The sequence below is a fragment of the Terracoccus sp. 273MFTsu3.1 genome, from assembly GCF_000383675.1.
In the GTDB taxonomy this organism is placed as follows: Bacteria; Actinomycetota; Actinomycetes; order Actinomycetales; family Dermatophilaceae; genus Terrabacter.
Genome location: NZ_KB911824.1, coordinates 302,478 through 328,286 on the forward strand (window position 1 = coordinate 302,478; position 25,809 = coordinate 328,286).

General features: G+C 72.2%; 17 protein-coding genes and 1 riboswitch. Of the genes, 12 read left to right on the forward strand and 5 right to left on the reverse strand.

Annotated features, from left to right (window positions below; translation table 11 throughout):
* Positions 1 to 27: 27 nt before the first annotated feature.
* Together hrpA and H283_RS0116530 are read left to right on the forward strand one after the other, a co-directional pair.
* Positions 28 to 4,131 (forward strand): ATP-dependent RNA helicase HrpA, encoded by a 4,104-nt coding sequence (gene hrpA, locus H283_RS0116525; protein ID WP_020144637.1) that lies wholly within the window; start codon positions 28 to 30, stop codon positions 4,129 to 4,131.
* 83 nt (positions 4,132 to 4,214) lie between these two features.
* Positions 4,215 to 5,165 (forward strand): proteasome assembly chaperone family protein, encoded by a 951-nt coding sequence (locus H283_RS0116530; RefSeq protein ID WP_020144638.1) that lies wholly within the window; start codon positions 4,215 to 4,217, stop codon positions 5,163 to 5,165.
* An 89-nt stretch (positions 5,166 to 5,254) separates the two neighbouring features.
* On the opposite strand, the gene H283_RS0116535 is transcribed toward H283_RS0116530, so the two are convergent.
* Positions 5,255 to 7,006, reverse strand: coding sequence for a DNA polymerase (locus H283_RS0116535; protein WP_231372301.1), 1,752 nt, complete (start codon positions 7,004 to 7,006; stop codon positions 5,255 to 5,257).
* The gene (locus H283_RS0116540) at positions 6,999 to 8,165 is read right to left on the reverse strand and encodes a MalY/PatB family protein (RefSeq protein ID WP_020144640.1); all 1,167 of its coding nucleotides are present in this window, start codon (positions 8,163 to 8,165) and stop codon (positions 6,999 to 7,001) included. Before H283_RS0116540 ends, H283_RS0116535 begins: the two co-directional genes overlap by 8 nt.
* 159 nt (positions 8,166 to 8,324) lie before the next feature.
* Here H283_RS0116540 and H283_RS0116545 point away from each other — a divergent pair, with 159 nt between their 5' ends.
* From H283_RS0116545 to H283_RS0116570, 6 genes are all read left to right on the forward strand, one after another.
* Positions 8,325 to 9,080, forward strand: a complete 756-nt coding sequence (locus tag H283_RS0116545; protein WP_043649930.1) for an EcsC family protein — start codon at positions 8,325 to 8,327, stop codon at positions 9,078 to 9,080.
* Between the two features lie 103 nt (positions 9,081 to 9,183).
* On the forward strand, positions 9,184 to 9,858 hold the full coding sequence (locus H283_RS27300; RefSeq protein ID WP_020144642.1) for a YkvA family protein: 675 nt from the start codon (positions 9,184 to 9,186) through the stop codon (positions 9,856 to 9,858).
* A 163-nt stretch (positions 9,859 to 10,021) separates the two neighbouring features.
* Positions 10,022 to 11,743, forward strand: coding sequence for a DUF4192 domain-containing protein (locus tag H283_RS26805; protein ID WP_051103669.1), 1,722 nt, complete (start codon positions 10,022 to 10,024; stop codon positions 11,741 to 11,743).
* Positions 11,744 to 11,825: 82 nt separating this feature from the next.
* A riboswitch (SAM riboswitch) is annotated at positions 11,826 to 11,940 on the forward strand.
* Positions 11,941 to 11,955: 15 nt separating this feature from the next.
* Positions 11,956 to 13,212: a homoserine O-acetyltransferase gene (locus H283_RS0116560; RefSeq protein ID WP_020144643.1), complete on the forward strand. Its 1,257-nt coding sequence runs from the start codon at positions 11,956 to 11,958 to the stop codon at positions 13,210 to 13,212.
* Between the two features lie 164 nt (positions 13,213 to 13,376).
* Entirely contained in the window at positions 13,377 to 13,775 is a 399-nt protein-coding gene (locus tag H283_RS0116565) for a universal stress protein (RefSeq protein ID WP_020144644.1), read from the forward strand.
* Positions 13,776 to 14,113: 338 nt separating this feature from the next.
* Positions 14,114 to 15,739 carry an RNA polymerase sigma factor gene (locus tag H283_RS0116570; protein ID WP_081633911.1) on the forward strand — a complete coding sequence of 542 codons (1,626 nt, stop codon included), beginning with the start codon at positions 14,114 to 14,116 and terminating at the stop codon, positions 15,737 to 15,739.
* Between the two features lie 122 nt (positions 15,740 to 15,861).
* On the opposite strand, the gene H283_RS0116575 is transcribed toward H283_RS0116570, so the two are convergent.
* Genes H283_RS0116575 through H283_RS0116585 form a run of 3 tightly spaced genes read right to left on the reverse strand, consistent with a single transcriptional unit; the run spans position 15,862 to position 20,487 of the window.
* Positions 15,862 to 18,171, reverse strand: a complete 2,310-nt coding sequence (locus tag H283_RS0116575) for a DUF3488 and transglutaminase-like domain-containing protein (RefSeq protein WP_020144646.1) — start codon at positions 18,169 to 18,171, stop codon at positions 15,862 to 15,864.
* A complete protein-coding gene (locus H283_RS0116580) occupies positions 18,168 to 19,412 on the reverse strand; it encodes a DUF58 domain-containing protein (RefSeq protein WP_020144647.1) in 1,245 nt (414 codons plus the stop codon). The genes H283_RS0116575 and H283_RS0116580 overlap by 4 nt, the downstream gene beginning before the upstream one ends.
* A gap of 16 nt (positions 19,413 to 19,428) precedes the next feature.
* The gene (locus H283_RS0116585; protein WP_020144648.1) at positions 19,429 to 20,487 is read right to left on the reverse strand and encodes an AAA family ATPase; all 1,059 of its coding nucleotides are present in this window, start codon (positions 20,485 to 20,487) and stop codon (positions 19,429 to 19,431) included.
* A 496-nt stretch (positions 20,488 to 20,983) separates the two neighbouring features.
* Here H283_RS0116585 and mraZ point away from each other — a divergent pair, with 496 nt between their 5' ends.
* The 4 genes from mraZ to H283_RS25515 all read left to right on the forward strand — a co-directional run bounded on the left by mraZ (position 20,984) and on the right by H283_RS25515 (position 25,802).
* The gene (gene mraZ / locus H283_RS0116590) at positions 20,984 to 21,415 is read left to right on the forward strand and encodes a division/cell wall cluster transcriptional repressor MraZ (protein ID WP_020144649.1); all 432 of its coding nucleotides are present in this window, start codon (positions 20,984 to 20,986) and stop codon (positions 21,413 to 21,415) included.
* A 382-nt stretch (positions 21,416 to 21,797) separates the two neighbouring features.
* Positions 21,798 to 22,808, forward strand: coding sequence for a 16S rRNA (cytosine(1402)-N(4))-methyltransferase RsmH (gene rsmH, locus H283_RS25505; protein ID WP_051103670.1), 1,011 nt, complete (start codon positions 21,798 to 21,800; stop codon positions 22,806 to 22,808).
* Positions 22,805 to 23,467 carry a hypothetical protein gene (locus H283_RS25510; protein WP_020144651.1) on the forward strand — a complete coding sequence of 221 codons (663 nt, stop codon included), beginning with the start codon at positions 22,805 to 22,807 and terminating at the stop codon, positions 23,465 to 23,467. Before rsmH ends, H283_RS25510 begins: the two co-directional genes overlap by 4 nt.
* A gap of 547 nt (positions 23,468 to 24,014) precedes the next feature.
* On the forward strand, positions 24,015 to 25,802 hold the full coding sequence (locus tag H283_RS25515; RefSeq protein ID WP_020144652.1) for a penicillin-binding protein 2: 1,788 nt from the start codon (positions 24,015 to 24,017) through the stop codon (positions 25,800 to 25,802).
* Positions 25,803 to 25,809: the final 7 nt, after the last annotated feature.

Consider the following 25,809-nt stretch of genomic DNA (forward strand, 5'->3'; position numbering starts at 1 on the left):
CCTCCCCGCCCGCCTATCCTGTCGAGCATGTCCGACGAGCCTGCGAACGCACCCGCGCGCTCGCGGCCACCCCGTCGACGCGGACGTCGCCGACCGTCAGGCGCCGAGCCGTCTCCGGCCCAGACCTCTTCGGCCCACACCGCGCCCTCGGACCCGGCGGCTCCATCGGCGCCCACAGCCGCCCAGGGCCCGACCGGTCGTCCGAGCCAGCGCGCCAGGGCCACGGAGCGTGACCGGCGCGACCTCGGTCGCCCGCCGACGGCGCGCCGTCAGGGCGGCCGCACCCTGACGCCCGAGCAGCGGGAAGCCCGACGCGCCGCCAGGGCGGCGACCCTTCCGCCCATCACCTATCCCGAGCACCTGCCGGTCGTCGAGCGCCGCGACGACATCGCCGCGGCCGTCCGGGACCACCAGGTCGTCGTCATCGCCGGTGAGACGGGATCGGGCAAGACGACCCAGATCCCGAAGATCTGCCTCGAGCTCGGTCGCGGCCTCGACGGCGTCATCGGGCACACCCAACCGCGTCGTATCGCGGCGCGAGCCGTCGCCGAGCGGCTCTCCGAGGAGCTCGCCGTCGAGCTGGGCACCGCTGTCGGCTACCAGGTGCGCTTCACCGACCAGAGCAGCCGCGACACGCTCGTCAAGGTCATGACCGACGGCATCCTGCTCGCCGAGATGCAGCGTGACCGAGAGCTGCGCCGCTACGACACGATCATCATCGACGAGGCCCACGAGCGCAGCCTCAACATCGACTTCATCCTCGGCTACCTCAAGCAGCTGCTGCCACGACGCCCTGACCTCAAGGTCATCATCACCTCGGCGACGATCGACCCGCAGCGCTTCGCCGAGCACTTCGCCGACCCGGCGACGGGCGAGCCGGCCCCGATCATCGAGGTCTCGGGCCGCACGTTCCCGGTCGAGATCCGCTACCGACCCCTCGTCGACCCCGACCGCCCCGACGCGGAGGAGCGCGACATGGTGACGGGCGTCTGCGAGGCGGTCGAGGAGCTGTGGACCGAGCGCCACTCGGGCACGAGCAGCGACATCCTCGTCTTCTTCTCCGGCGAGCGAGAGATCCGCGACGCCGCCGACGCGCTCAACGGCATGAAGCTGCCCGTCACCGAGGTCGTCCCGCTCTACGGCCGGCTCTCGGCCGCCGAGCAGCACCGCGTCTTCTCACCGCACACCGGCCGCCGGATCGTGCTGGCCACCAACGTCGCCGAGACCTCGCTGACCGTCCCGGGCATCCGCTACGTCATCGACACCGGGACGGCGCGCATCAGCCGCTACAGCCAGCGCACCAAGGTCCAGCGCCTGCCCATCGAACCGGTCAGCCAGGCGTCCGCCAACCAGCGGTCCGGACGCTGCGGGCGCGTCTCCGACGGCATCGCCATCCGCCTCTACTCCGAGGACGACTACGACAGTCGCCCCGAGTTCACCGACCCCGAGATCCTGCGCACCAACCTCGCCTCGGTCATCCTCCAGATGACCAGCCTCGGTCTCGGCGACATCGCACGCTTCCCCTTCGTCGACCCGCCGGACAGCCGCCAGATCACCGACGGCGTCCGGCTCCTCGAGGAGCTCCAGGCCTTCGCACCCGAGGACGACGAGCCCGCCCCGGCCCGCGGGAGGCGACGTCCGGGACGCCGCCTCACGGCATACGGCCGCACCATCGCGACGCTGCCGATCGACCCGCGGCACGCTCGCATGGTCATCGAGGCCGACCAGCGCGGCGTGCTCCGCGAGGTGCTCGTCATCGTCGCCGCCCTCTCGATCCAGGACCCGCGGGAGCGACCGCAGGACAAGCAGGAGCTCGCGAACGCCTCGCACAAGCGCTTCGCCGACGAGACGAGCGACTTCGTCACGTGGCTCAACCTCTGGGCCTACCTCAGGGAGCAGCAGCACGAGCTGAGCAGCAGCGCCTTCCGCCGCCTCTGCAAGGCCGAGTTCCTCCACTACCTGCGCATCCGTGAGTGGCAGGACCTCCACAGCCAGGTCAAGCAGGCCGCCAAGCAGGCCGGTCTCGACCTGAGCCGCGGGAGCACCCACGTGGCCCAGGGCGAGATCGACGTCGACGCGATCCACCAGTCGCTGCTCGCCGGACTCCTCTCGCACGTCGGCGTCCGGGACGAGCAGAAGCGGGAGTATGCCGGTGCGCGCGGCACGCGATTCGGCATCAGTCCCGGGTCGGCGCTCTTCCGCAAGCAGCCGCAGTTCGTCATGGCCGAGGAGCTCGTCGAGACGAGCCGCCTGTGGGCGCGAGTCAACGCCCGCATCGACCCCGTCTGGGCCGAGCAGCTCGGCGAGCACCTCGTCAAGCGGCAGTACTCCGAACCGCGGTGGTCGGGCAAACGGGGCTCGGCGGTCGCGACCGAGCGGGTCACGCTCTACGGCGTGCCGCTCGTCGTCGGCCGCGTCGTCGGCCTCGGCCGCATCGACCCCGAGCTCGCGCGCGACCTCTTCATCCGGCACGCTCTGGTCGAGGGCGACTGGCACACCGAGCACGCCTTCCTGCGCGAGAACGCCGCCCTCGTCGAGCGCCTCGGCGAGCTCGAGGCCCGCACCCGGCGCCGCGACATCGTCGTCGACGACAGCACGTTGATCGCGTTCTACGACAAGCGGATTCCTGCCGACGTCGTCTCGGGACGTCACTTCGATACGTGGTGGAGGAAGACGCGCCGTCAGACACCGGACCTGCTCACCTTCACCGAGGAGCTGCTCCTGCGCGAGAGCGCGGGCAGCATCGCCGACGAGGACCACCCGACGACGTGGACCCAGGGCGAGAACGTCCTGTCGGTGACCTACCAGTTCGAGCCGGGATCGGCACAGGACGGCGTGACCGTGCACATCCCCGTCGAGCGCCTCAACCAGGTGACTCCCGACGGCTTCGACTGGCAGGTCCCGGGCTTCCGCGAGGAGCTCGTCACCGCACTGATCCGCAGCCTTCCCAAGGGGATCCGTCGCAACCTCGTGCCGGCGCCCGACCACGCCCGCGCCGTCCTACCCGAGCTCGACCCGACGTCGGGACCTCTCCTCGTGGCGCTCGCGACCGTGCTGCGGCGCCGGGCGGGCGTGGCCGTCACTCCTGCGGACTTCGACGTGGAGCGCATCCCGCCGCACCTGCAGGTCACCTTCAGCGTCGACGGTGCCGACGGTCGACCGGTCGCCACCGGCAAGGACCTCGAGGCGGTCCGTGACACGGCCGCGCCGCAGCTGCGCCGGCAGGTCAGCCGCGCCGGCTCCGGACTCGAACGCGCGGGCCTCACGTCGTTCCCCGACGAGGGCGTTGCCGAGTCGTTCGAGAGCGCGCAGGGCGTCCACGGTTATCCGGCCCTCGTCGACACGGGCTCGGCCGTCGACCTCCGGGTGCTCCCGACGCGCGCCGAGGCAGACGCCGAGCACCGCCTCGGGGTCCGGCGTCTCCTCCTGCTCGGCATCTCGCCGCCGTGGAAGCAGATCCTCGCCCGCCTGACGAACACCCAGAAGCTCGCCCTCGGCCACAACCCGCACGGCAGCGTCCCGGCCCTGCTCGACGACTGCCTCGCCGCCGCCATCGACGCGATCCGCGACGACGCCGTCACCGACAGGGCGGACCACACGGTGCGCACCCGTGAGGACTTCGAGTGGGCCCTGTCGGCCGTGCGCACCCACACGACCGCCAAGGTCGTGCAGGTCGTCGGGCTCGTCGAGCCGATCCTCGCCAAGCACCTCGCCCTCACGAACCGGCTCGCCGAGCTCGACCGGTCGAGCAACCCCGCCATCAGGCCGATGCTCGCCGACGTCCGGGCGCAGCTGCGCGAGCTGGTGCGCCCCGGCTTCGTCGCCGACACCGGACTGCGCCGCCTGCCCGACCTCGACCGCTACCTCCGGGCCATCACCCACCGCCTCGACAAGGCGCCGGCCAACCTGGCGCGCGACGCCCAGGCCCTCGAACAGGTCGACCTCGTCGAGGGCCGCTACGCCGACCTGCTCGACACGCTGCGGCCTGCCCAGCGCGGCGCCGCCGACGTCGTCGACATCGGCTGGATGATCGAGGAGCTGCGGGTCTCGCTCTTCGCGCAGACGGTCGGGACGGCGTACAGCGTCTCGCCGCAGCGCATCCTCAGGGCGATCGCCAAGGTGGACGCCTGACTCCCGCCGCGCCCGGACGTGGGGAATCATGGGATGAAACGGAGCGTTGCACGAAGGACCCCGTACGACGAAAGGCCAGACCCGTGCAGGACCCGACCGAGCTCTTCCAGTTCGAGAGCGACACCTCACCGAGCCAGCTCCAGCAGCTGCAGGCGTCGGTGCTCGTGGTCGCCCTCGGCGGATTCATCGACGCCGGCCACACCCAGCGACTCATGGCCGACCACATCCTCGAGACGCACGAGTCGCGCGTCATCGCCTCCTTCGACGTCGACCAGCTGCTCGACTACCGCGGCCGCCGTCCCGTCATGGTCTTCGACCGCGACCACTGGAGCAGCTACGACGACCCGAGCCTGCTGCTGCACCGCGTCGTCGACAAGGAGGGCGTGCCCTTCCTGCTCCTCGTCGGCCCCGAGCCCGACTACCAGTGGAACCGGATGGTCGAGGCGACCACGATGCTCGTCAAGGCGTTCGGCGTCGACCTCACCGTCAGCGTGCACGGCATCCCCATGGCCGTCCCGCACACCCGACCGCTCGGCGTCACGGCGCACGGCACCAACCCGCGTCTCGTGACCGGCAACGACCCGGCGTTCGGCACGGTCCAGGTGCCGGCGAGCTTCTCGTCGCTGCTCGAGCTGCGGCTCGGCGAGGCGGGTCTCGACGCCATCGGTTTCGCCGTCCACGTGCCGCACTACCTCGGTCAGAGCGAGTTCGCCGATGCGGCCGTGCTCGGACTCGAGCGGGTGCGCGCAGCGACGGGTCTCGACCTCGACCTGCGCGAGCTCGCCGCGACGGCCGGACTCAACCGCGCCGAGATCACCCGGCAGATGGAGGAGTCCGACGAGATCTCCGCGGTGGTGCACGCCCTCGAGCAGCAGTACGACACCTTCCTCGAGGGTCGCCAGCAGCGCAACCTGCTCGCCACCGACCTCTCGGACCTGCCGACGGCCGATGAGATCGGCGCCGAGTTCGAGGCCTTCCTCAAGGACGTCACCGACGACGAGTCCGGCGAGCAGCCCGGCGACGCCCGCGGCTGAGCCCACTGTGACGAGAGGCGGGTCCGACCATCTGGTCGGCCCACCTTTGTCGTGTCGCCAGGCGCTCGCGTTCGGCCGGACGCCTCGAGTCAGGCCTTGGCCTCGCTCCAGCGGCGGACGATCGAGGTGTCGGCGACGAAGCGGACCTCGTCGGTGCCGGCCCACGTCCGCGCCGCGCTCGTCAGGGTGCCCTCGACGGCGGCAGCCGCGGCCGTGGCGTGCTGCTCGGGCACGTGGACGAGGAGCTCGTCGTGCAGGCACAGCACGATCTGGCCGCCGAGCGGGCGCACCGCGTGGCGCACCGTCGCCGCCCACGCCTTGAAGAGCTCGGCCGCGGAGCCCTGGATGATGGCGTTGCGCGCGTAGCGTCCCCGCGCTCCGTCCGCGCCCGTCGCCGAGAACTCGGCGCTCCCGGAGGGCTCGGGCGCACCCGGCTCGAGGGCGGGCACGGGCACCCCGCCGAAGCGGATGAGCCGGCCGCCCCACGTCCGAACCGGGCGGCGGGCGACCCCGTCGGCGTACGCCCGGTCGAGCAGGCTCATGGCCACGGGATAGGCGCGCTCGAGGTCCTTGAGGGCCTCGCCCGCAGCCCCGGAGCGCTGGCCGTACATGGCTGCCAGCACGGCGACCTTGGCGCGAGGTCGGTCGGCGCCCAGCTTGGCGGCGACGGGAGCGTAGAGGTCGTCGGCACGGGTGGCCTCGGCGAACGCCCGGTCGGCGCTGACGACCGCGAGCACGCGCGGCTCGATCTGGCCGAGGTCGGCGCGGACGAAGACGTGGCCGGGGGCAGCGCAGATGGCCGGGCGCAGGGGAGCCGGGAGGTTGTGGAGCCCGTTCTGCGCGGTCATGCGCCCGGCCGCCCCGTCGCACGCCGTCCACCCGCCACGGAGCCGGTCGTCGGCGCCGACGTGGTCGTCGAGCCAGCGGTAGCCGTAGGTCGTCGCGATCCGCTCGTCCTTGCGCCATCGCAGCAGCGCGTCGACGAGTGGGTGGGTGTGCCGGTAGGGCTCGAGCACCCAGGCGCGAGTGTTGGGGACGTCGACACCGACGGAGAGCAGCAGGTCGCGCACCTGGCCGGGGTTGCGCAGGTCGGTGCGCTCCCGGCCCGGGGCGAGGCGCAGCACGGCGGCGTCGCGCTCGGCCCGGATGCGTGCCGCGTCGGCCTCGTCGCGGGGTCGCGCCCCGGCGGACGCCGCGATGAGGTCCTCGGCGGCGGGCCGGTCGACGGGGAGCCCGTCGCGCTCGAGCTCGAGGCAGAGCACGGCCGCGGCGGACTCGGACCACACGGTGCGCTCGAGGCGGCTCGCGTGGACGCCGCCGATGCGCACGAGGGCCTCGAGCTGCGCCGACCGGCAGTCGAGGGCGAGCACCGCCAGCTCGCGCAGCCGAGCGTCCTCGGTCGCCCACGCGAGGGCATCCGCACGGAGGTGGCCGGCATCCGTCAGCAGGGACACGTCCTCGCCGGCGACGACGTCGAAGAGGTCGCCGTCGAAGCCGCTCAGCCGCGGCGCGCGTGGTGCGGGCACGTCGGCCTCGTCGAGCCCGCGGCACCCGGCCAGGACATGACCGGGCGTCGCCCACCAGCCGCCGTGGACGATGCGGTGGGCCTCGGCGAGGTCCCACGTGCGGGAGACGTCGACACCGGCACCGACGACGGGCCGCAGCGTCGAGGCGGCCGACCACACGACCCACCGTGGACCGAGCCGCGCCGTCGTGTCGACGAACCGGCGCACCACGTCGCCGAGCGGCCACGGCTCGTCGACGTCCGGCCCGACGGCATACGCCCCTCGAGGGCCCACCACGAGCGCGACGAGCGGTGGACCGGAAGCCTTGTCAGTCAAGGCAGCCCGCGATCCGCTCGATGGCCTCGCGGAGGATGTCGGGGGAGGTCGCGTAGTTGAGCCTCGCGTGCCCCGCGCCGCCGGAGCCGAAGATCGGACCGGGGGAGAGTGCGACGCGTGCGCGGCGCAGCACCTCACCCGCGGGGTCGTCGCCCAGGCCCAGCCCGGAGAGGTCGAGCCAGGCGAGGTAGGTCGCCTCGGGCACGACGAGACGGGCTCCGGGCAGCTGTGCTTCGACGAGCTCGGCGAGGAGACGCCGGTTGGAGTCGAGCTCGCGCACGAGGCGGTGCACCCACTCGCGCCCGTCGCGGAAGGCAGCCGTCTGCGCGATGACCCCCAGGTGGCTCGCCCCGAACGTGACCCATGGGTGGAGGCGGCGCACGTCGTGGACGGCGTCGGCCCCCGGGACGATGATCGCGGCCTTGAGCCCCGCGAGGTTCCAGGCCTTGGAGGCCGACGTCACGGTGATGCCGCGCTCGGCGCCCGCCACGGCGAGGTAGGGCGTGAAGGTGCTGCTCGGCAGGACGAGCGGGCCGTGGATCTCGTCGGAGATGACTCGGACGCCGTGCTCGTCGGCGACCCGCGCGAGGGCCGCCAGCTCGTCGGGCGTGTGCACCGTGCCGGTCGGGTTGTGCGGGTTGGAGAGCAGGTAGACCGCGCGGTCGCCTCCGGCGGTCGCGTCGGCGAACCCGTCGGCGAGTCGGTCGAGGTCGAGCCGGTGGTCGGGTCCGAGCGGCGCCTCGACGACCCGCCGTCCGCACGCCTCGATCACCTCGTAGAAGGCGTTGTAGACGGGCGGGCTCACGATCACCGGGCCACCGGGGTCGGTGAGGAGCCCGAGCAGGTGGGTCACACCGGTCAGCACGTCGGCCACGCGGGTCGTGCTGTCGTGGTCGAAGCGCCAGCCCCACTCCGCGTCGGCGAACGCGGCGACCTCGGCGGCATACTCCTGCGTCAGGGCGTAGCCCGTGTCGCCCCGGGCCACGGCGGCGCTCACGGCGTCCACGACGGCGGTGCACGGCGCGCAGTCCATCTCGGCGATCCACATCGGGATGACGTCGGGCTCGTAGCGTCCCCACTTGACCGACGTGCGGTCGCGCCGCAGATCGGCCAGCGGGACGTCGAAGATCGTCGCGCCGTCCGCGTGCCTCTCACCCATGGGAGCGACCCTACGAGAGCGGGGCGACGTCGTCTCCCGCGGTCCCCGGCCGGCCCGACTGGGTACGAGGGTGCCACGAGCGACCCGGGCGGCATACGGTGTCGTCGGCGGCGAACCGACAGCCGCCACACAGGGACGACGGACGAAGGGGTGGAGCCGGTGGGCATCTTGGGTTACGGCAGGGACGAGACCGTCGAGGCATCGGACGCGACCGCGGTGAGGCTGCGCACGGCGAAGGACGCCGGCGCGCTCGAGCGGGCTGCCATGCCTGCCGAGGGAGGTCTCTCGGGAGCCGCGACCCGACTCGTCGAGCGTCTCCTCGACGTCGGCATCGACGGCAAGGGACCGTTCGACCCGGCCCACGAGATCGCCGCCAAGGCGCTCAAGCACGCCAGGGGCGACAGCGAGCAGGCGCTGCGGATCATCGTCCGCGACCACCGGCAGCTCGGCGCCATCGGCGGCTTCGCCACCGGCCTGGGCGGCTTCTTCACGATGCCCCTGTCCCTGCCGGCCAACGTGCTCGAGTTCTACCTGCTGGCCACCCGCATGACGGCGGCGACGGCCAAGGTGCGCGGCTACGACATCGACCAGCCCGAGATCCGCTCGGCGATCCTGCTGACCCTCGCCGGCGCCGACAGCGACGACCTTCTCAAGAAGGCCGGTCTGCAGGCGGCCGGCGGCAAGCTGTCGTCCGTCGCCTTCGACCGGTTGCCTGCCCCGGCGCTCATGGTCCTCAACAAGGCCGTCGGCTTCCGCCTGCTCGGGCGCATCGGACAGGGGACCTTCGCCCGCCTCGGGCGCCTGGTGCCCGTCGTCGGTGGCCTCATCGGCGCTGCGGTCGACGTCTACATGCTGAACCGCATCGGCAAGCAGGCGGCCAAGGAGTTCCCACCCGTCGAGACCTTCGGTCGCTGAGCGACCGGCTGGGAAGGCTCACCGTGGGGAGCACGCAGATCGCGCTCGGCCGTCGCCGTCCGGGCCGGGGAATCGTGCGCGACGCCCGTTCGTTGGGCCGGGCATGAAGCCCGCATCCCGGATCAAGATGGCCGCGACCGTCGCGTCGGTCGTGCGCGCCTCGACGCGCCCCGGCGCGCCCAGCCTGCCGGAGCGGCTGTCCGCCGTGCCGCGCCTGGTGCGCGCCACCGTGGACGGGACGTATGCCGGCACGACCCTCAAGCGGCTCGGGCTCGTCGCTGGGGCGGTCGCCTATGTCGCCTCGCCCGTCGACCTGCTGCCCGAGGCGGTCCTGCCGGTCATCGGAGCGGCCGACGACGCCGTCGTCATCTCGTGGGCGGTCAAGGCCTTCTTCGAGGAGACCGAGCGCTTCATCGCCTGGGAGGTCGGTCAGGGTCTGCACCGCCCCCGGCCCCGGCGTGGCTCTGCGAGCTGGGCGCCCGGTGGAGACCGGGCGACCGAGGCGTCGCGCACGACGGTGCGCGGTGAGCCGGTCGCGGTGCCGGGCGATCCGGCGTCCCCGGCGTGGGACGGAGGGGCCGAGGGCGGGCTGCGCCGCGACCGCGACTCGACCGGGGCCGCCGCACCGGGCCGCATCGTCAGTCGGGTCACGCGCGCGAGGGGCAGGTCCACCGCGGGTGACGCGGGTCGTGACGACCGTGCCCGGCTTCCGGAGGGGACGCGCCAGGCCGCGACCGACTACGTCCTCGAGTCGGTGCGCAAACGCCTCGAGCGCTGAGCCCGGCCCGACGGGAGGCACGACGTCCGTGCACATTCTGCTGCGTGCGGGGTGAACCCCGCGGCTAGGTCCGCGATCCACACCCCCTGACACGAAAGGCGCTCGGTCCACAGGGCCCGATCGGGGTCTGCCCGTCCCCGGTGCGTGCCGCGAGGCTCGGGACATGCCGAAGATCTCACTGTCCGGGCCGGCCGAGCTGCTGACCGTCATCCCCTTCCACCTGGGCTTCCAGCCGGAGCGCAGCGTCGTCGTGGTGTGCTTCCACGGCAAGCGACTCGGGCTCGTCGCGCGGCTCGACCTCGTCGACGAGACCCTGGCCGCCGAGGCCGCCGCGCAGACGGTCCCGACCCTGCTCCAGGGTTCGCCGTCCTCGGTGGCGCTCGTGGGCTTCGAGCAGGTGCGTGACGAGTCGCTGCCCCTGCTCGAGGCGCTCGCAGCAGGCGTCGAGGACCACAGGGTCGTCGTCCGGGAGCGGCTCGCGGTCCTCGACGGGCGCTGGCGCTCGGTCGGGTGCGACTGCTGCCCCTCGGAGGGCTGGCTCCTCCCGGAGCAGGCGGACGTGCCGGCCGTCGCGAGCTACGTGGCGCTCGGGCACTCCGTCCTGCCGGACCGAGCGGGGCTCGCGAGGCTCGTCGAGCCGCTCGCCGCCACGGAGCCGCGGCACGACCTCGCGGTCGCCGCCATCGAGGACTGGCAACGCCGCTACGTGGCAGCCGGAGGGGCGCTCAGGAGGCCGGCCGAACCGGCGACCCGGACGGACGGGGGGCACGACGGGGGTGGGCACCGTCGACCGGCACGACGTGGGCGCCGGGGGCGCCGACCGGGCAGGGCACTCGGAGTCCTCGACGGCGGCGACCCGACGGCCCGACAGTTCCTCGTCCACGACTCCCTCGTGGCCTGGGGCGGGGTGCTGCACGGGGAGATCGAGGGCTACGGCGTCGAGCACTGGCTCCCGTCCCTCGTCGGTCCGCTGCGTGACCCGCGCTTCCATGACGCCCTGCTCGCGTGGCTCTGCCCCGGGATGGCCTCGGCCGACTTCCTGTCCGACGACCTCGCGGCCCTCCTCGGGGTGCTGCTCGGTCCCGACCTCCGGCTCGCCCCCGCAGCGGGTGAGCACGAGACGGCCGGGGTCTCGACGTGCGACGGCACCGAGGGCGATCGCCCCCGTGCATCGCAGGTGGATCCGGGCGACCACGACACCGATGAGGGGCAGGGGACGGCGGAGCACGAGAGCCTCGAGGAAGGCGACCCCGAGGCGCTTCGAGCCCTGCTGCACCTGCTGGCCGCGGGGCCGCCGTCGTCCGCCCCGGCCGCCGACGCCGACGCCGACGCCGACCACGACGTCGACGACTACGGCTACGACGAGGACGACGAAGACGACGAAGACGACGAAGACGACGAGGACGACGAGGACGACGAGGGCGACGAGGACATCGAGGACGGCGAGCTGCCGGGCGACGTGTTCGAGGCCCGACGTCTGCTCGACGAGCTGGACGCCGTGGGGATCCTCGAGGCGCTCGAGGCGTCGGTTGACCGGGACGACCAGCGCTTGCACGACCTTCGGGCCGTCCTCCATGCAGCGCCTGACGCGCCTGCCGGGTCGTGGCTCGGCGACGGCGCCGACCCGAGCGGCTGGGAGGAGTGGGACGACGCAGCGACGCCACGGCTCGTGCTGTCCCGCCTCGAGCAGGTCTGCCGCCTCACTCCGGGTGATCATGCGGCTCCCGTCCTCACGCTCCTCGCGTCGATGGCGTGGTGGTGCGGCGACGGTGCGCGGGCCGGGGTCGCCGTCGACCGTGCCCTCGAGCTGGAGCCCGAGGACGGGCTCGGGCGGCTGGTGCGGCAGGCCCTCGACGTCGGACTCCGGCCCCGGGAGTGCGCCTGAGCCTCCACGGCGGCGGCTCCTCCAGTCCATGTCGTGGAACGGCGCACGGCCTCTCCGGGAGGCCTCGCGTATGGTTGGAGCAGGTCATGAGTACCAGCGACAAGCCCCGGCTCGCTGGTCGGCAACCCTCCTTCGCGGTGGGGTGCCCCGGGTGAAGACCTGGCCGCCCCGTCCCCGGGTGCGTGCAAGCGCGAGGACCGAGGAGTACCCCGATGACCGTCACCCACCGGACGCAGAGCACCCGCCGCCGTGCGCGGCCCGGGGCCGCTGGCACCGGCCAGACCGGCGACCCGGCGACGAGGGACCGTGCGACGAGCCACGTCGACCCGACGACGCCGCAGTCCCACCGGCCCGACGGCGCCTGGCGTGACGGCGACCCGGTCGGCCGGCGGCAGTTCGCCCACGTCGGTGACGTCGAGCTCGAGCGCGGGGGAGTGCTGCCCGACGTCCGCATCGCCTACGAGACGTGGGGCCGGCTCAACGAGGCCGGCGACAACGTCATCCTCGTCGAGCACGCACTGACCGGCGACAGCCACGTCATCGGTGAGGCCGGCGACGGACACGCCTCGCCCGGCTGGTGGAACGCCCTCATCGGGCCCGGCGGACCGGTCGACCCCGAGCGGTGGTTCGTCATCGCCTCCAACGTCCTCGGCGGGTGCCAGGGCAGCACCGGCCCCGCGAGCCCCGCGCCTGACGGTCGTCCCTGGGGCAGCCGTTTCCCCTACGTCACGGTCCGCGACCAGGTCGCCGTCGAGCGACGCCTCCTCGAGGGGCTCGGCATCCGCCGCCTCGCGGCCGTCGTCGGCGGCTCGATGGGCGGGATGCGTGCGGTGGAGTGGGCCGTGACGCATCCCGACGACGTCGACCGCTGCATCGTGCTCGCGTCGACGGCATACGCGACCGCCGACCAGATCGCCTGGTGCCAGCCGCAGCTGCTGGCGATCCGCAACGACCCGGACTTCGCGGGAGGCGACTACTACGAGGGCCACACGCGTCCCGACACCGGACTGGGCCTTGCCCGCCGGATCGCCCACATCACGTATCGCACCGAGACCGAGCTCGGCACCCGCTTCGGACGCGAGCCACAGCTCGGGGAGGACCCCCTGCGCGCGGGCGACCGCGGCCGCTTCGCGGTCGAGTCCTACCTCGACCACCACGCGGGCAAGCTGGCCCGGCGCTTCGACGCCAACTCCTACGTCGTGCTGACCGAGGCGATGAACTCGCACGACGTGGGCCGCGACCGCGGGGGGCTCGAGGCCGCCCTCGAGCGCGTCCGCGCCGAGTGCACCATCGTGTCGGTCGACACCGACCGCCTCTATCCGCCGCGACTCTCCGACGAGCTGCACGCCGCCCTGCCGCGGTCCCGGCGTGCGCACATCACGTCGGAGTTCGGGCACGACGGCTTCCTCATCGAGGAGGACCAGGTGGGCCGCATCGTCCGTGACGCGCTCGAGCAGCGCCTCGACTGAACCCAGCTGCGCGGCGAGCCGGTTCGCCCACCGGTGGCGCCGTCACAGGCTCGTCGTCCGCGTCGCCGACGTCGGGGTGAGACTTCGCGCGGGACGCGCCGGACGGCTTGTTATCGGGTAGGTTGCGAGCACTGGTTGTTTCCGTCCCAAGGAGGTCCGGGAAAGTGGCCATCGTCGTTGGTTATGTCGCCACCAAGGAAGGTCGCGCGGCGCTCAAGCGAGCCGCCGAGGAATGCGTCCTGCGTGGAGCGAAGCTCGTCGTCATCAGCTCCCACCGGGGCGGCAAGGACTTCGACGCGAACGAGGCCAGCCAGTTCGAGAGCGAGCTCGCCCGGGTGCAGACGCTCCTCGAGGAGAAGGGTCTGGAGCACGAGGTGCGCCAGCTCGTCCGGGGCAACGACCCCGCCGAGGACCTCATCTCCGTCGCCGAGGAGGAGAAGGCCGATTTCATCGTCATCGGCCTGCGTCGCCGCAGCCCGGTCGGCAAGCTCATCCTCGGGTCCAACGCGCAGCGCATCCTGCTCGACGCGAGCTGCCCGGTGCTCGCGGTCAAGGGCGACTGAGCCCCTCCGGCACGACGTCCGGCCCGGTTCGTGCCGGCCGGACGCCTGCTCGCGGCACGCGGGGTGGACGCGCGTTCGCTCGGAGGGCGTGCGCCGTTTTATAATGTCCGAGTACCGGATCGCACGAGGCGCACCGAGAGCTCGAAACAGGGATCGACTCCGACAGGCCAAGCTCTTCCGGCACCAACCCCCATTCTCGTTCGTTGTGATGGTGCATGCCCGGATTCGGGTCGATCATCTGACGAGACCTGCGACGAAAGGCGACTGCATCCGTGCCTAAGGCAACAACCGCTGGAGCTCCGAAGACCCTGCCGAAGGTGTTCCAGCACGAGGCGATCATGCAGCTCCTGGTCAAGGGCAGCACCAGCGGCACCATCACCGGGACGGAGATCGCGCGTGCCCAGGTCGATGCAGGACTCGACCTGAAGCAGATGAAGCCGGTCCTCACGACCCTCGAGGCCCACGACATCGAGATCGTCGTCGACGCGCCGCACTCCAGCACGACGAAGAAGACCCGAACAGGGACCAAGGGAGGCACTGTGGCCACCGCACGCAGCACCACCGCCGCGGCGACGAAGTCCGCGACGCGGACGACGACCGCGACGACGAAGACCGCCGCCAAGAAGACGACGACCAAGGCGGCGCCGGCCCGTGCCGCCGCAGCGACCGATGACGACGCGGCCACCGCCCCCAAGGCGGCCGCGGCCCGCACGGCCAAGAAGGCTGCCACGAACGCCGGTGTCGCCAAGGCGGCTGCTGCGAAGCCCGCTGCCAAGAAGACCGCCACCCGCAAGACCGCGGCGAAGAAGGCCACGGCGTCGGCCGACGGCACCGTCGTCGCCGGTGACGGAGACGACGCCGAGCCCGACGACGCACCGGTCGCCGAGCTGGAGGAGGTCGTCGTCGAGCCCGTCGACGTGGACGACGACGCGGAGGACGGTGACGAGGCCACCCCGGCCGCCGCCGCGAAGACCGAGGAGACCGAGGAGTCCGGCTTCGTCATCCGTGACGACGACGAGGACGACGCCCCGGCTCAGCAGGTCGTCACCGCAGGCGCCACGGCCGACCCGGTCAAGGACTACCTCAAGCAGATCGGCAAGGTCGCCCTCCTCAACGCCGAGCAGGAGGTCGAGCTCGCGAAGCGCATCGAGGCCGGCCTGTTCGCCGAGGAGAAGCTCAACTCCGGCGACAAGATCGACATGAAGCTCAAGCGTGAGCTGTGGTGGATCGCCCAGGACGGCAAGAAGGCCAAGAACCACCTGCTCGAGGCCAACCTGCGTCTCGTCGTCTCGCTCGCCAAGCGCTACACCGGCCGCGGCATGCTCTTCCTCGACCTCATCCAGGAGGGCAACCTCGGCCTCATCCGTGCGGTCGAGAAGTTCGACTACACCAAGGGCTACAAGTTCTCGACCTACGCGACGTGGTGGATCCGCCAGGCGATCACCCGCGCCATGGCCGACCAGGCTCGCACCATCCGCATCCCGGTGCACATGGTCGAGGTCATCAACAAGCTCGCCCGCGTGCAGCGTCAGATGCTCCAGGACCTGGGCCGCGAGCCCACCCCGGAGGAGCTGGCCAAGGAGCTCGACATGACGCCCGAGAAGGTCGTCGAGGTCCAGAAGTACGGCCGCGAGCCCATCTCCCTGCACACGCCCCTCGGTGAGGACGGCGACAGCGAGTTCGGTGACCTCATCGAGGACTCCGAGGCTGTCGTCCCGGCCGATGCCGTCAGCTTCACGCTCCTGCAGGAGCAGTTGCACTCGGTGCTCGACACCCTGTCCGAGCGGGAGGCCGGCGTCGTCTCGATGCGCTTCGGTCTGACCGACGGCCAGCCGAAGACGCTCGACGAGATCGGCAAGGTCTACGGCGTGACGCGCGAGCGCATCCGCCAGATCGAGTCCAAGACGATGAGCAAGCTGCGTCACCCGAGCCGCAGCCAGGTGCTGCGCGACTACCTCGACTGAGGATCGCGCCGCGCCGGCCGGGCCGGACACCGAAGGAGCCCACGACACGTCGTCGTGGGCTCTTTCGCGTCCGCGGTGTCCGTGCCCTCGGATGCCGCGTATGCCGTATGCGGTGTGCCGGCTCAGCGGCGCCGGGGGAGCAGGCGGTCCGGGAGCGAGCGCCAGAACGACACGCCCGCCTCAGGCCAGAAGAAGGACCGTGCCCGGGTCTGCCAGGCCCGGGTGCGACCGACCTGGCGCCGGATCGACCGGATGTCGTGGTGCAGCCGGAAGGCCTCCTGCGGCGTCGTGCGCTCGGGCCTGTCGTAGCGGGACTTCTCGAGAGTCGCCGTGACCCGTCGCATGGCGGTGGCGTTCTCCTCGTCGAGGTGCCCGTCGGTGACGTAGCGCTCGCGCAGCTGGCGCAGGGTGACGCCGTCGGGCGCGCTCAGCCCGAGGTCGCCGAAGTGCGAGGTGAGGTCGTCCCACTCGGCCTCGATGAGGTCCTGCTGGGTCACGGCGGCGCGCCGGCGACGCAGCCGGAGCAGCCAGGCCGTGATCGGCATCGCGAACGCCGCGAGCAGGCCGAGCGCCACGGCGAGGGCCAGCACGACGTTGCGCACGGTGAACGCGTGCCCGACGGAGTCGAGGAACGTCTCCTCCTGCTGCACGGGGGCTGCGGTCGCCGTCGTGGTCGAGCTCGTGGCCGAGGCCGTGCCGCTCGCGGTGTTCGTCTCGCTCACCTCGCGCCCACCGCCCGTCGGGCCGGAGCCCGCGCCGAGGACGGCATACGGCGGCGGCGAGCCCGCCCGGGCACCCGGGGTCGGCTCGAAGCGCAGCCAGCCGTAGCCCTGGAAGTAGAGCTCGGGCCACGCGTGGGCGTCGCTGGCGCGGACGACGTAGTGCTCGCCCGAGAGCTGGCCCGGGAGGAAGCCGATCGCCATGCGGGCCGGGATCCCCTGGGCCCGAGCGAGCATGATCATCGCCGTCGCGAACTGGACGCAGTAGCCGCGCCGGGTCTGGTAGAAGTTCTGGATCGGCTCGAGCAGGCGCCCCTGGCTGTCACGAAGCTGCTCGCCGAGGTCGAGGGAGTAGGTGTAGCGGCTCGTGTCGCGCAGGTGGTCCTGGATCGCGATCGCCTTGTCGAGCGGGTTGTCCGCGCCGCGGGTGACCTGGTCGGACCACTGCTGGATCAGGTCACGCGAGCGGTCCGGGATGGTGAGGTCGTCGTCGGTGATGTCCGGCGAGTCCGGGGCCCCGGACTCGCGCAGCTCCGGCGGTGACGGCGCGAGGTCGGCATACGTCACCCGGTAGTTGCTCACCGCGCGGTCGACGCGGACGTCGCGCGTGACCGGGTCGATGCTCCACGGCGTGCCCTCCATCGCGACGGCGACGACGGGGTAGGGCGCCGCGATGCGGGGCGCGGCGAGGGTGTTGTCCGAGACGGTGATGACGTAGTCGCGTCGTTTGTCCGGCGGCGGCAGGGGAGACGCGTTGTCGGGACGGTCGCCGGTGGCGCCGGCGACGCTCCACTGCCCGCGGGAGTAGTACGAGGTCGCGAGCACCCGCAGGGGAGACCGCGTGAAGGCCGTCGTCGTGTAGGTCAGGACGGGCGACTGGTCCTGGTTGTTGAGGCTGCGCGAGAGGTCGAGCGTGTCGTTGAAGCCGACGGACCCCTCGCCGGCGCCGCCGCCCGACCGGCCGAGCCCCTCGGTGAGGTAGCGCGGTGGGAAGTGCGGGATGACGGCCGGCACGAGGAGGGCGACGACCACGCCGACGGCGCCGAGCTTGAGCGCCCCCGCCGTGAACGAGCGCAGGGCGTCGCGGTCGTGGGCGGCCTCGTCGATCTCGCTCTCGTCGGCCGCGCTGGCCGTGCCCCAGCGTCCGAACTGGGCCCGGGCGGTCGTGTGCAGCATGACGAGCCAGAGCACGACGGGCACGACGAAGAAGCGCAGCGCGAGGGCGGCGTCGCCGTTGGCCGCCGTGATGAGGTATGCCGTCAGCAGTGGCAGTCCCGCAGCAGCGGGGCTGCGCCACGTGGCGGCCATGGCGTCGACCGCGATGGCGACGAGTGCGACGGCGACGACGAGGCAGAACGTGATGCCGTCGTTGAGCGGCGCGGGGGCGGAGTAGCGGTTGATCGTCTCGAGGGCCTGCAGGCCAAGGCTGTTGGCCGCTTCGAGCGTCGCGGGTGTCGGCACGAACAGGGTGAACGACTCACCGGTGTAGCGGGCGAGGATGACGTAGGCCGTCACGAGCACCTGGAGCAGGACGACGAGACCGCGCGAGCGGGTGAGGCCTCGGGCGACGAGGCCGAGGCCGGCGACGAGGGCGATGACGAAGGCCGCCTGCGGCAGCCACGTGGTCTCGACGAAGAGGCTCGTGATCGGGTAGACCGCGGCCAGGGTGGCGAGCGCGGCCAGGAGGGTGATCCTCCAGCGACGGCGGGTCATCGGCTGCCTCCCACGGTGGCGGCCGTCAGGACGGCCCAGACGTGCGCGACGTCCTCGTCGCGTTGGACCGACACGGCGCGCCAGCCCGCGAGGCGCAGCGAGTCGACGTGCGGCGCGGCCTCCTCGGCGTCGGTCGTGCCGAAGCTGCGGGCGTCGAGGACGAGCGCGAGGCCGGTGGTGCCGGGCTGGCGCAGGCTCGCCAGTCGGGACGTGATGTCGCGTCCGGACGGGCCGACGAGGGCCACGAGGAAACCGCCGGCGGCCGCGAGGGCCTGCCCGGCGCGCAGGATCTCGTCCTCGCCGGTGTCGTCGCGCGGTGTCGCCACGGCGAGCACGTCGAGGATCTCCTCGGGCGTCATGGTCTCGGCCGCGCGGGAGGTCTCGACCGTCTCGGCGCAGACGAGGTGGACGGCATACCCCGAGTCGCACAGGTGGACCGCGATGGACGCGGCCGCGGTGATCGCCCACTCGAACGAGCTGCTCACTCCTGTGCCTCCGTGCGCGGAGGGTCGCGGGTCGATGAGCACGACGGCGCGACGCTGTGCGGGGCGGTCCTCCTGGCGCACCATGAGGTCGCCGGTGCGTGCGGTCGCCGGCCAGTGGATGCGGCGCAGGTCGTCGCCGTCGCGGTACTCGCGGATCGTGACGTCGTCCTCGCCGTGCAGCGCGATGAGGTGGGCCTGCTCGCCCTCGGAGCCGACCCCGGCGCTCGGCTGGCGGTTCGACGACAGCGGGTGCACGGCCGGCAGGACGACGAGGTCGGCGGTGCCCTCGAGCACCGCGTTGCGGTTGGCGAGGCCGAACGGGTCCTGCACCTGGACCCCGAGGGGCCCGAGGTGGTGGCGTCCGCGCAGGTGGGAGCGCACGGCGTAGTCGATGGCCCGGACGCGGCCCGGCGGGATGCGGCCGACGACGAAGCGGGGACGGTCGCCCAGGACGTAGTCGAGCCGCTCCTCGGCGAGGAAGATCGGCGTGGTGTTCGTCGAGACGTTCTCGAACGACAGCGTGACGTGAGCGTCCTGACCGACGCTGATGCGCTCGGGGTGACTGTGCCGCTCGATGCGCATCCGCGTCTTGCGGGTGCGCACGAGGACGGCGGAGATGAGGGGGAGCGCGACGAGGAGCACGCCGAAGCGCGTGAGGTCGCGGAAGCCGAAGATGACCCCGGCGAGGACGAGGACCGCCCCCGAGCCCATGAAGGCCCGGCCCCTCGTCGTCAGGACGCTGCGCAGCGAGCGCATGGGCGCCTGCTCTCGCTCAGCGCGCTGCGGGCGGCACCGGCACCTGGCGCAGCAGGTCGGTGACCACCTCGGCGGTGGTGCGGCGGGCGAGCTGGGTCTCGCTCGACGGCATGAGCCGGTGGGCCAGGACCGGCCCGGCGAGCACCTGGACGTCGTCGGGGATCACGTGGTCGCGACCCTCGAGCGCGGCAAAGGCGCGGGACGCGCGCAGCAGGTGCAGGGCGGCGCGCGGTGACGCTCCGAGCCGCAACGCGGTCGTCGACCGGGAGCGGGTCACGAGGTCGACGATGTACTGGCGGATGGCGGGACTCGCGTGGACCTGGCTGACGGCGTGCACGACGCGGTTGATCGTCTCGGCGTCGGTCACGGGGGTCAGGGCGTCGAGCGGTGAGCTCGAGCCGTGCGTCTCGAGCAGGTCGAGCTCGGCGCTGGGTGCCGGATAGCCCATCGAGATACGGGCCATGAAGCGGTCACGCTGGGCCTCGGGGAGGGGGTAGGTGCCCTCCATCTCGATGGGGTTTTGGGTCGCCATGACGATGAACGGTGCCTGGAGCGTGTAGGTCGTCCCGTCGACGGTGACCTGGCGCTCCTCCATCGACTCGAGCAGGGCCGACTGCGTCTTCGGGGACGCGCGGTTGATCTCGTCGCCGACGACGACGTTGGCGAAGATGGCGCCCGGCCGGAACTCGAAGCGGCGGGCGTCCTGGTTGAAGATGCTGACGCCCGTGACGTCGCTGGGCAGCAGGTCGGGCGTGAACTGGATGCGACGCACCGTCGCGTCGATCGACCGGGCCAGTGTCTTGGCGAGCATCGTCTTGCCGACGCCGGGCACGTCCTCGATGAGCAGGTGACCGCCGGCGAACAGGACCGTCACGGTCGTGCGGACGACGTCGGGCTTGCCCTCGATGACGCTCGTCATGGCCCCCATGAGCCGCTCCGCCACGTCGTGGATGAGGTCGAGGTCGGCCGCGCCCGTGGTCGCGGTCGGGCCGGCGCCCGCGCCCGCGCCCGGTGATGTCGTCGTCCCGAGCCCCGTGTCCGTCGTCGTCACACTGTCCTCCGTCGTCGTCCCCATGTCATGGCGCAGCGCTGCTCGTGGCGGGCTGTGCACACCGTCAGGTGATCTTCTCCCATGGACCCTCGACACCGGTAGGGCTGCCCCGGTCGTGACCGGATGGAGACCTTGGCCGTGGGCACGTGGTCGACGCCCCCGGGAACGCTCCCGGGACCACCTCCACTTTCCTCCACCTCCAACGTCCGGTGTGGCCGTTCGGTTCGGTTTGGTGCGGCTCATGGTCGTGCGAAACCCGCTGCTGAGCACGATCCGCAGGGTCCGGGCGTGGTGCGGACGGCCGTGGCGGGCATCGGCGTGGCCGCCTTGGGGCAGCCGGCAGCACGGTGGTGCGCCATCCGCTCCACTTCGCTCCACCCCGTCTGACCTGCGTAAACGCGGACTCGCCGGACCAAAAAAGGGTCAAAGTTCATTGACGGTGGAGCAAAGTGGAGTATCGTGGGGCTTCAAGGTAGGGAATGGGGACGCCTTCGGGTCGACAAAGGGGAGGTGGCGGACCATGTTTCTCGGGACGCACACGCCCCGGCTCGACGAGAAGGGTCGGCTCTTCCTGCCCGCGAAGTACCGCGAGCGGATGGCTGGCGGCCTCGTCGTCACGCGCGGACAGGAACGCAGCCTGTTCATCTACCCGATGGACGAGTTCGTCAAGGTCGCCGACCAGATGCGCCAGGCCCCCACGACGAGCAAGGTCGCCCGCGACTACATGCGCGTCTTCCTCTCCGGTGCGTCCGACGAGATCCCCGACAAGCAGGGCCGGTTCACGATCCCGGCCAACCTGCGCCAGTACGCCGGCCTCGACCGCGAGGTCACGGTCATCGGTGCCGGCGCGCGCCTCGAGGTCTGGGACAGCGCGGTCTGGAACGCCTACCTCGAGCAGACCGAGCAGAGCTTCGCCGACACGGCGGAGGAGGTGATCCCCGGACTCTTCTGAGTCCGAACGACCACCACCGCCGCCGACGACCGCCACGGCGTCACCCACACCACCCGCACCACCGACCGACCAGCACCTGAGCGCCGGCCTCCAGCCGCTCCACACCCGGGACGACTTCCCCCGTCCCGGGCGAGGCAGCGGATGGGGACCAGCCCCCAGGTCGACGGGCACCCGCAGAGCAGCACCGACAGCACCTCCCGACCGGTACGCGACCAGTTCCCTCCACCTGTTCGCTGCCACTCCGGCCGACCGGCCACCACCACCACCACATCACCTGACGGCGGATCTCTATCCGCCGTCAGGTCACACAAGTCACACCAGCCCCGTGCGTCACAGGCGTACCAGTCAGGGCCCAGCAGCACGAGCGTGAGAGGGACGCACCATGAGCGATCGAGGACAGGCGCAGGAGCGTCACGTCCCCGTCATGCGCGACCGGATCCTCGAGCTGCTCGCCCCCGCGCTGGAGCGGCCGGGTGCGGTGCACGTCGACGGCACGCTCGGCATGGGTGGCCACGCCGAGGGCGTCCTCGAGCGCTTCCCCGACTGCACCGTGGTCGGCATCGACCGCGACCGTGAGGCCCTGGCCCTGGCGGGGGAGCGACTCGCCCGGTTCGGCGACCGCTTCCGCCCGGTGCACGCCGTCTACGACGACATCAAGGAGGTCGTCGCCGACCTCGACGTGCCCGCGGTCGACGGCATCCTCTTCGACCTCGGCGTCAGCTCGCTCCAGCTCGACGAGGCCGACCGTGGCTTCGCCTACCGGGTGGACGCGCCGCTCGACATGCGCATGGACCAGTCGACGGGGCAGACCGCCGCCGACGTGCTCAACACCTACTCGGTCGATGACCTCACGCGTATCCTGCGCGACTACGGCGAGGAGCGCTACGCGCGCAAGATCGCCAAGGCCGTCGTGCAGGACCGCGCGATCGAGCCGTACACCTCGTCCGGTCGCCTCGTCGACATGCTGCGCCGCGTCATCCCGGCCGCCTCGCAGCGACAGAGCGGCCACCCGGCCAAGCGCACCTTCCAGGCTCTGCGGATCGAGGTCAACGACGAGCTAGAGGTGTGGCGCCGCGCCATCGACGAGGCGATCGACGTCCTCGCGGTCGGCGGCCGGATCGCGGTCCTGTCCTACCACTCCCTCGAGGACCGGGCGACGAAGCGGGCCTTCGCCGCCGGCGCCACGTCCAGCACCCCGGCCGGCCTGCCGGTCGAGCTCGCCGAGCACGCGGCATACCTCTCCCTCGTCACCCGAGGCGCCGAGGCGCCCGGCGACGACGAGGTCACCACGAACCCGCGGGCCGCCTCGGCCCGACTTCGCGTCGCAGAGCGCGTGCGCGACACCTCCACGCACACCTCAGCCAGCAGGACCAGGAAGGGACCCACCCGATGAGCCAGATGACCGCCACGGCCCGGCCGCTCCGCGCGCCGCGGCGCGGACCCGCCCCCACGCCCCTCCGGGTCATCCCGAGCAGCATCACGCGCACCGGCAACGGCGCCTTCGTGACGATCTGCATCGGGCTGCTCACGGCCGGTCTCATCGCCCTGCTCCTGCTCAACACCGCACTCGCCCAGGGCTCCCTGGCGGTGGGCGACCTCCAGCGCGAGTCGGCGCGCCTCAGCGACACGGCCGGCAACCTCCAGGAGGACATCGACCGCGCCTCGGCGACGGGCGCGCTCGCCCGCAGCGCCGCCGAGATCGGCATGGTGCGGATGAACACCCGCGGCTACATCGACCTCTCCACCGGCACCGTGTCGGGCGAGCCGGAGCCGGCGACGAAGAACAACGCCTTCCCGATCGTCACGAGCCCGACGCCGCCCGCCGTGACGGCCAAGGTCAAGAAGGTCCTGTCCTCGGCGACGAAGGCCAGCAAGGCGGCCTCTGCCACGCCGGCCGTTCCGTCCCAGGCCGCCACGCCGACGGCGCCCGGTGCCAAGCCGGAGACCACTGCAGCACCCACACTGGGCACGACGCCCGGAGCGTCCGGTCAGGCCACGGGCGCGGCCGGAGCGGGCCAGGCAGGGCAGGCCCAGCAGACGACGGTGAGGTGATCCCGTGACGCAGAACCGAGCGACCGATCCACGACGGACCGGTCGCGGTGCTGCGCCCGCAGGGGACACCCGTCGCGCCCCCTCCGCGACGGGCACGACCCGCGCGGGTCAGGCGCGCGCGAGCCAGGGTCGGTCCGCCCAGGGTCGGTCCGCCCAGGGGCGGGCCGCCCAGCCGGGCTCCGTCCGACAGGGTGGTCCAGCCGGCTCCCAGGGCGGCCCGAAGACGGGACAGAGGTCGGGCCAGAAGCCGGGCTCGTCCGCAGGCGCGCGCGCGAGCACGGCGTCACGCGCGAGCACGGCGGCACGCGCGACCCCTGCGGGGCGGGGCGCGGCGTCGCCCCGCGGCCGCAGTGGCAGCACGTCCGGCAGCGCCCGGGCCGCGACGCGGACGAGCGCTCCCCGGACCCAGGCGGCCCCGAGCCGCGGTCGCGGGCCCGCAGCGCAGCGTGCGGCGGCACTTCGGGGTCCCCGAGGCCCCCGAGGACCGCGCGGGCCCCGTCGCCCGCTCAAGATCTCGCGCGCCAACCCCCGTCGTCGGGCGCGCGTCATGTTCGTCGCCATCCTCTTCGTCTTCACGATCTTCGCCGGACAGCTGCTGCGAATCCAGGCCTTCGACGCGTCGGCCACCCAGGAGGCCGCGCTGTTCAAGCGGTCGGTCAAGACGACGACGCCGGCCATGCGTGGCCAGATCCTCGACACGAACGGACAGGTCCTCGCCGACTCCGTCGAGCGCTTCACCATCGCCGCGGACCCGAAGATCATCCCGCTCTACACGGTGAAGATCGACGGCGTGCGGCAGGAGGTCGGCGTCACCCGCGCCGCTGCCGACCTCGCCCCGCTCCTCGGCATGACGCCGTCGGCGCTGACGAAGCTCTTCACCCGCTCGAACACGCGCTACGTCGTGGTGAAGAAGGAGGTCAACCCCGCGATCTACCGTGAGATCCGGGCGCTGGGCATCCCCGGCATCACGGGGGAGCGCACGGCCCAGCGGATCTACCCGACCTCCATGGCGCTCGGCCAGCTCGTCGGCTTCGTGCGCCCCTCCGACCAGAGCGGTGCGGGCGGCATCGAGCAGATGCTCGACAAGGCGCTCAAGGGCACTCCCGGTGTCAGCGTCGCCGAGCGGGCCCGGGACGGCTACATCATCCCGGGATCGCAGCGGGTCGACACCCCCGTCGCCAACGGGCGCGACGTCAAGCTGACGATCGACGCCGACCTCCAGTGGTATGCCCAGAACGCCCTCGCGAAGCAGGTCACCGCCGTCGGGGCCGAGTCCGGCACCGCGGTGGTCCTCGAGGTGGCCACGGGCAAGGTGCGCGCCGCCGCGAGCTACCCGACGTTCGACCCCAACGACCTCGGCGACGCCTCGAAGTCCTCGCTCGGCAACTACGCCTTCAACGACGCGTTCGAGCCCGGATCGACCGGCAAGCTCATGACGATGGCGGCCGCTCTCGAGCAGGGCGTCATCACGCCCGACACCGGGGTCATCGTGCCCTCGCGCCTGCCCCGGGCCGGCACGTCCTTCAAGGACAACGAGCCGCACGGCGTCGAGAACATGACGGCCACGGGCGTGCTCGCGAAGTCGTCCAACATGGGGACCATGCTCATCGGCGAGCGCGTGTCGCCCGCCATCATGGAGGCGTACTACCGCAAGTTCGGCATCGGCTCGAAGACCCCTGTCGGCTTCCCCGGTGAGTCCGCGGGCCTGCTCGCCGGCGCCAAGGACTGGGTCTCGACGCGCCGCTACACGATCCTCTTCGGCCAGGGCTACGCCGTCACGGCGATCCAGCAGGCCGGCGTCTTCCAGACGATCGCCAACAAGGGTGTCCGCGTGCCGCCGTCGCTCGTCGAGGGCACCGTCAACGACAGCGGCACCCTCATCCCCTCGACGCCGACGACGCCGAGCCGCGTCGTGACCGAGGACACTGCGGTGAAGCTGTCGCGGATGATGGAGGAGGTCACCGGCGAGAACGGCACCGCGAGCGCGGCCCGCATCAAGGGCTACCGCGTCGCCGGCAAGACCGGCACGGCCGACCGCTACGACGAGAAGCTGGGACGCTACAACGGCTTCACCGCGTCGTTCATCGGGTTCGCGCCCGCCGAGGCGCCGAAGTACGTCGTGGCCGTCTTCATCCAGAAGCCCAGCGCCGGCATGTTCGGTGGCGCGCTGGCCGGGCCGGTCTTCAACCAGGTCATGTCCTACCTGCTCGAGCGCACCGGCGCCCCGCCCAGCCCCAAGTCGACCCTCGACTACCACGTCTGGGCCGACAAGCCCCTGTCGTCCGACGACCCCGAGGTCATCAGCAATGCGCGGGCGAAGCGGGATGGCCTGTAAGTTGGGA

What these genes read in the sequence shown, in the direction of transcription:
- hrpA (WP_020144637.1), top strand. Translation starts at nt 28, where the DNA reads ATGTCCGACGAGCCTGCGAACGCACCCGCGCGCTCGCGGCCACCCCGT.
- H283_RS0116540 (WP_020144640.1), bottom strand. Translation starts at nt 8,165, where the DNA reads ATGGGTGAGAGGCACGCGGACGGCGCGACGATCTTCGACGTCCCGCTG.
- H283_RS27300 (WP_020144642.1), top strand. Translation starts at nt 9,184, where the DNA reads ATGAAGCCCGCATCCCGGATCAAGATGGCCGCGACCGTCGCGTCGGTC.
- H283_RS26805 (WP_051103669.1), top strand. Translation starts at nt 10,022, where the DNA reads ATGCCGAAGATCTCACTGTCCGGGCCGGCCGAGCTGCTGACCGTCATC.
- H283_RS0116560 (WP_020144643.1), top strand. Translation starts at nt 11,956, where the DNA reads ATGACCGTCACCCACCGGACGCAGAGCACCCGCCGCCGTGCGCGGCCC.
- H283_RS0116570 (WP_081633911.1), top strand. Translation starts at nt 14,114, where the DNA reads ATGCAGCTCCTGGTCAAGGGCAGCACCAGCGGCACCATCACCGGGACG.
- H283_RS0116575 (WP_020144646.1), bottom strand. Translation starts at nt 18,171, where the DNA reads ATGACCCGCCGTCGCTGGAGGATCACCCTCCTGGCCGCGCTCGCCACC.
- H283_RS0116580 (WP_020144647.1), bottom strand. Translation starts at nt 19,412, where the DNA reads ATGCGCTCGCTGCGCAGCGTCCTGACGACGAGGGGCCGGGCCTTCATG.
- H283_RS0116585 (WP_020144648.1), bottom strand. Translation starts at nt 20,487, where the DNA reads ATGGGGACGACGACGGAGGACAGTGTGACGACGACGGACACGGGGCTC.
- mraZ (WP_020144649.1), top strand. Translation starts at nt 20,984, where the DNA reads ATGTTTCTCGGGACGCACACGCCCCGGCTCGACGAGAAGGGTCGGCTC.
- rsmH (WP_051103670.1), top strand. Translation starts at nt 21,798, where the DNA reads ATGAGCGATCGAGGACAGGCGCAGGAGCGTCACGTCCCCGTCATGCGC.
- H283_RS25510 (WP_020144651.1), top strand. Translation starts at nt 22,805, where the DNA reads ATGAGCCAGATGACCGCCACGGCCCGGCCGCTCCGCGCGCCGCGGCGC.
- H283_RS25515 (WP_020144652.1), top strand. Translation starts at nt 24,015, where the DNA reads ATGTTCGTCGCCATCCTCTTCGTCTTCACGATCTTCGCCGGACAGCTG.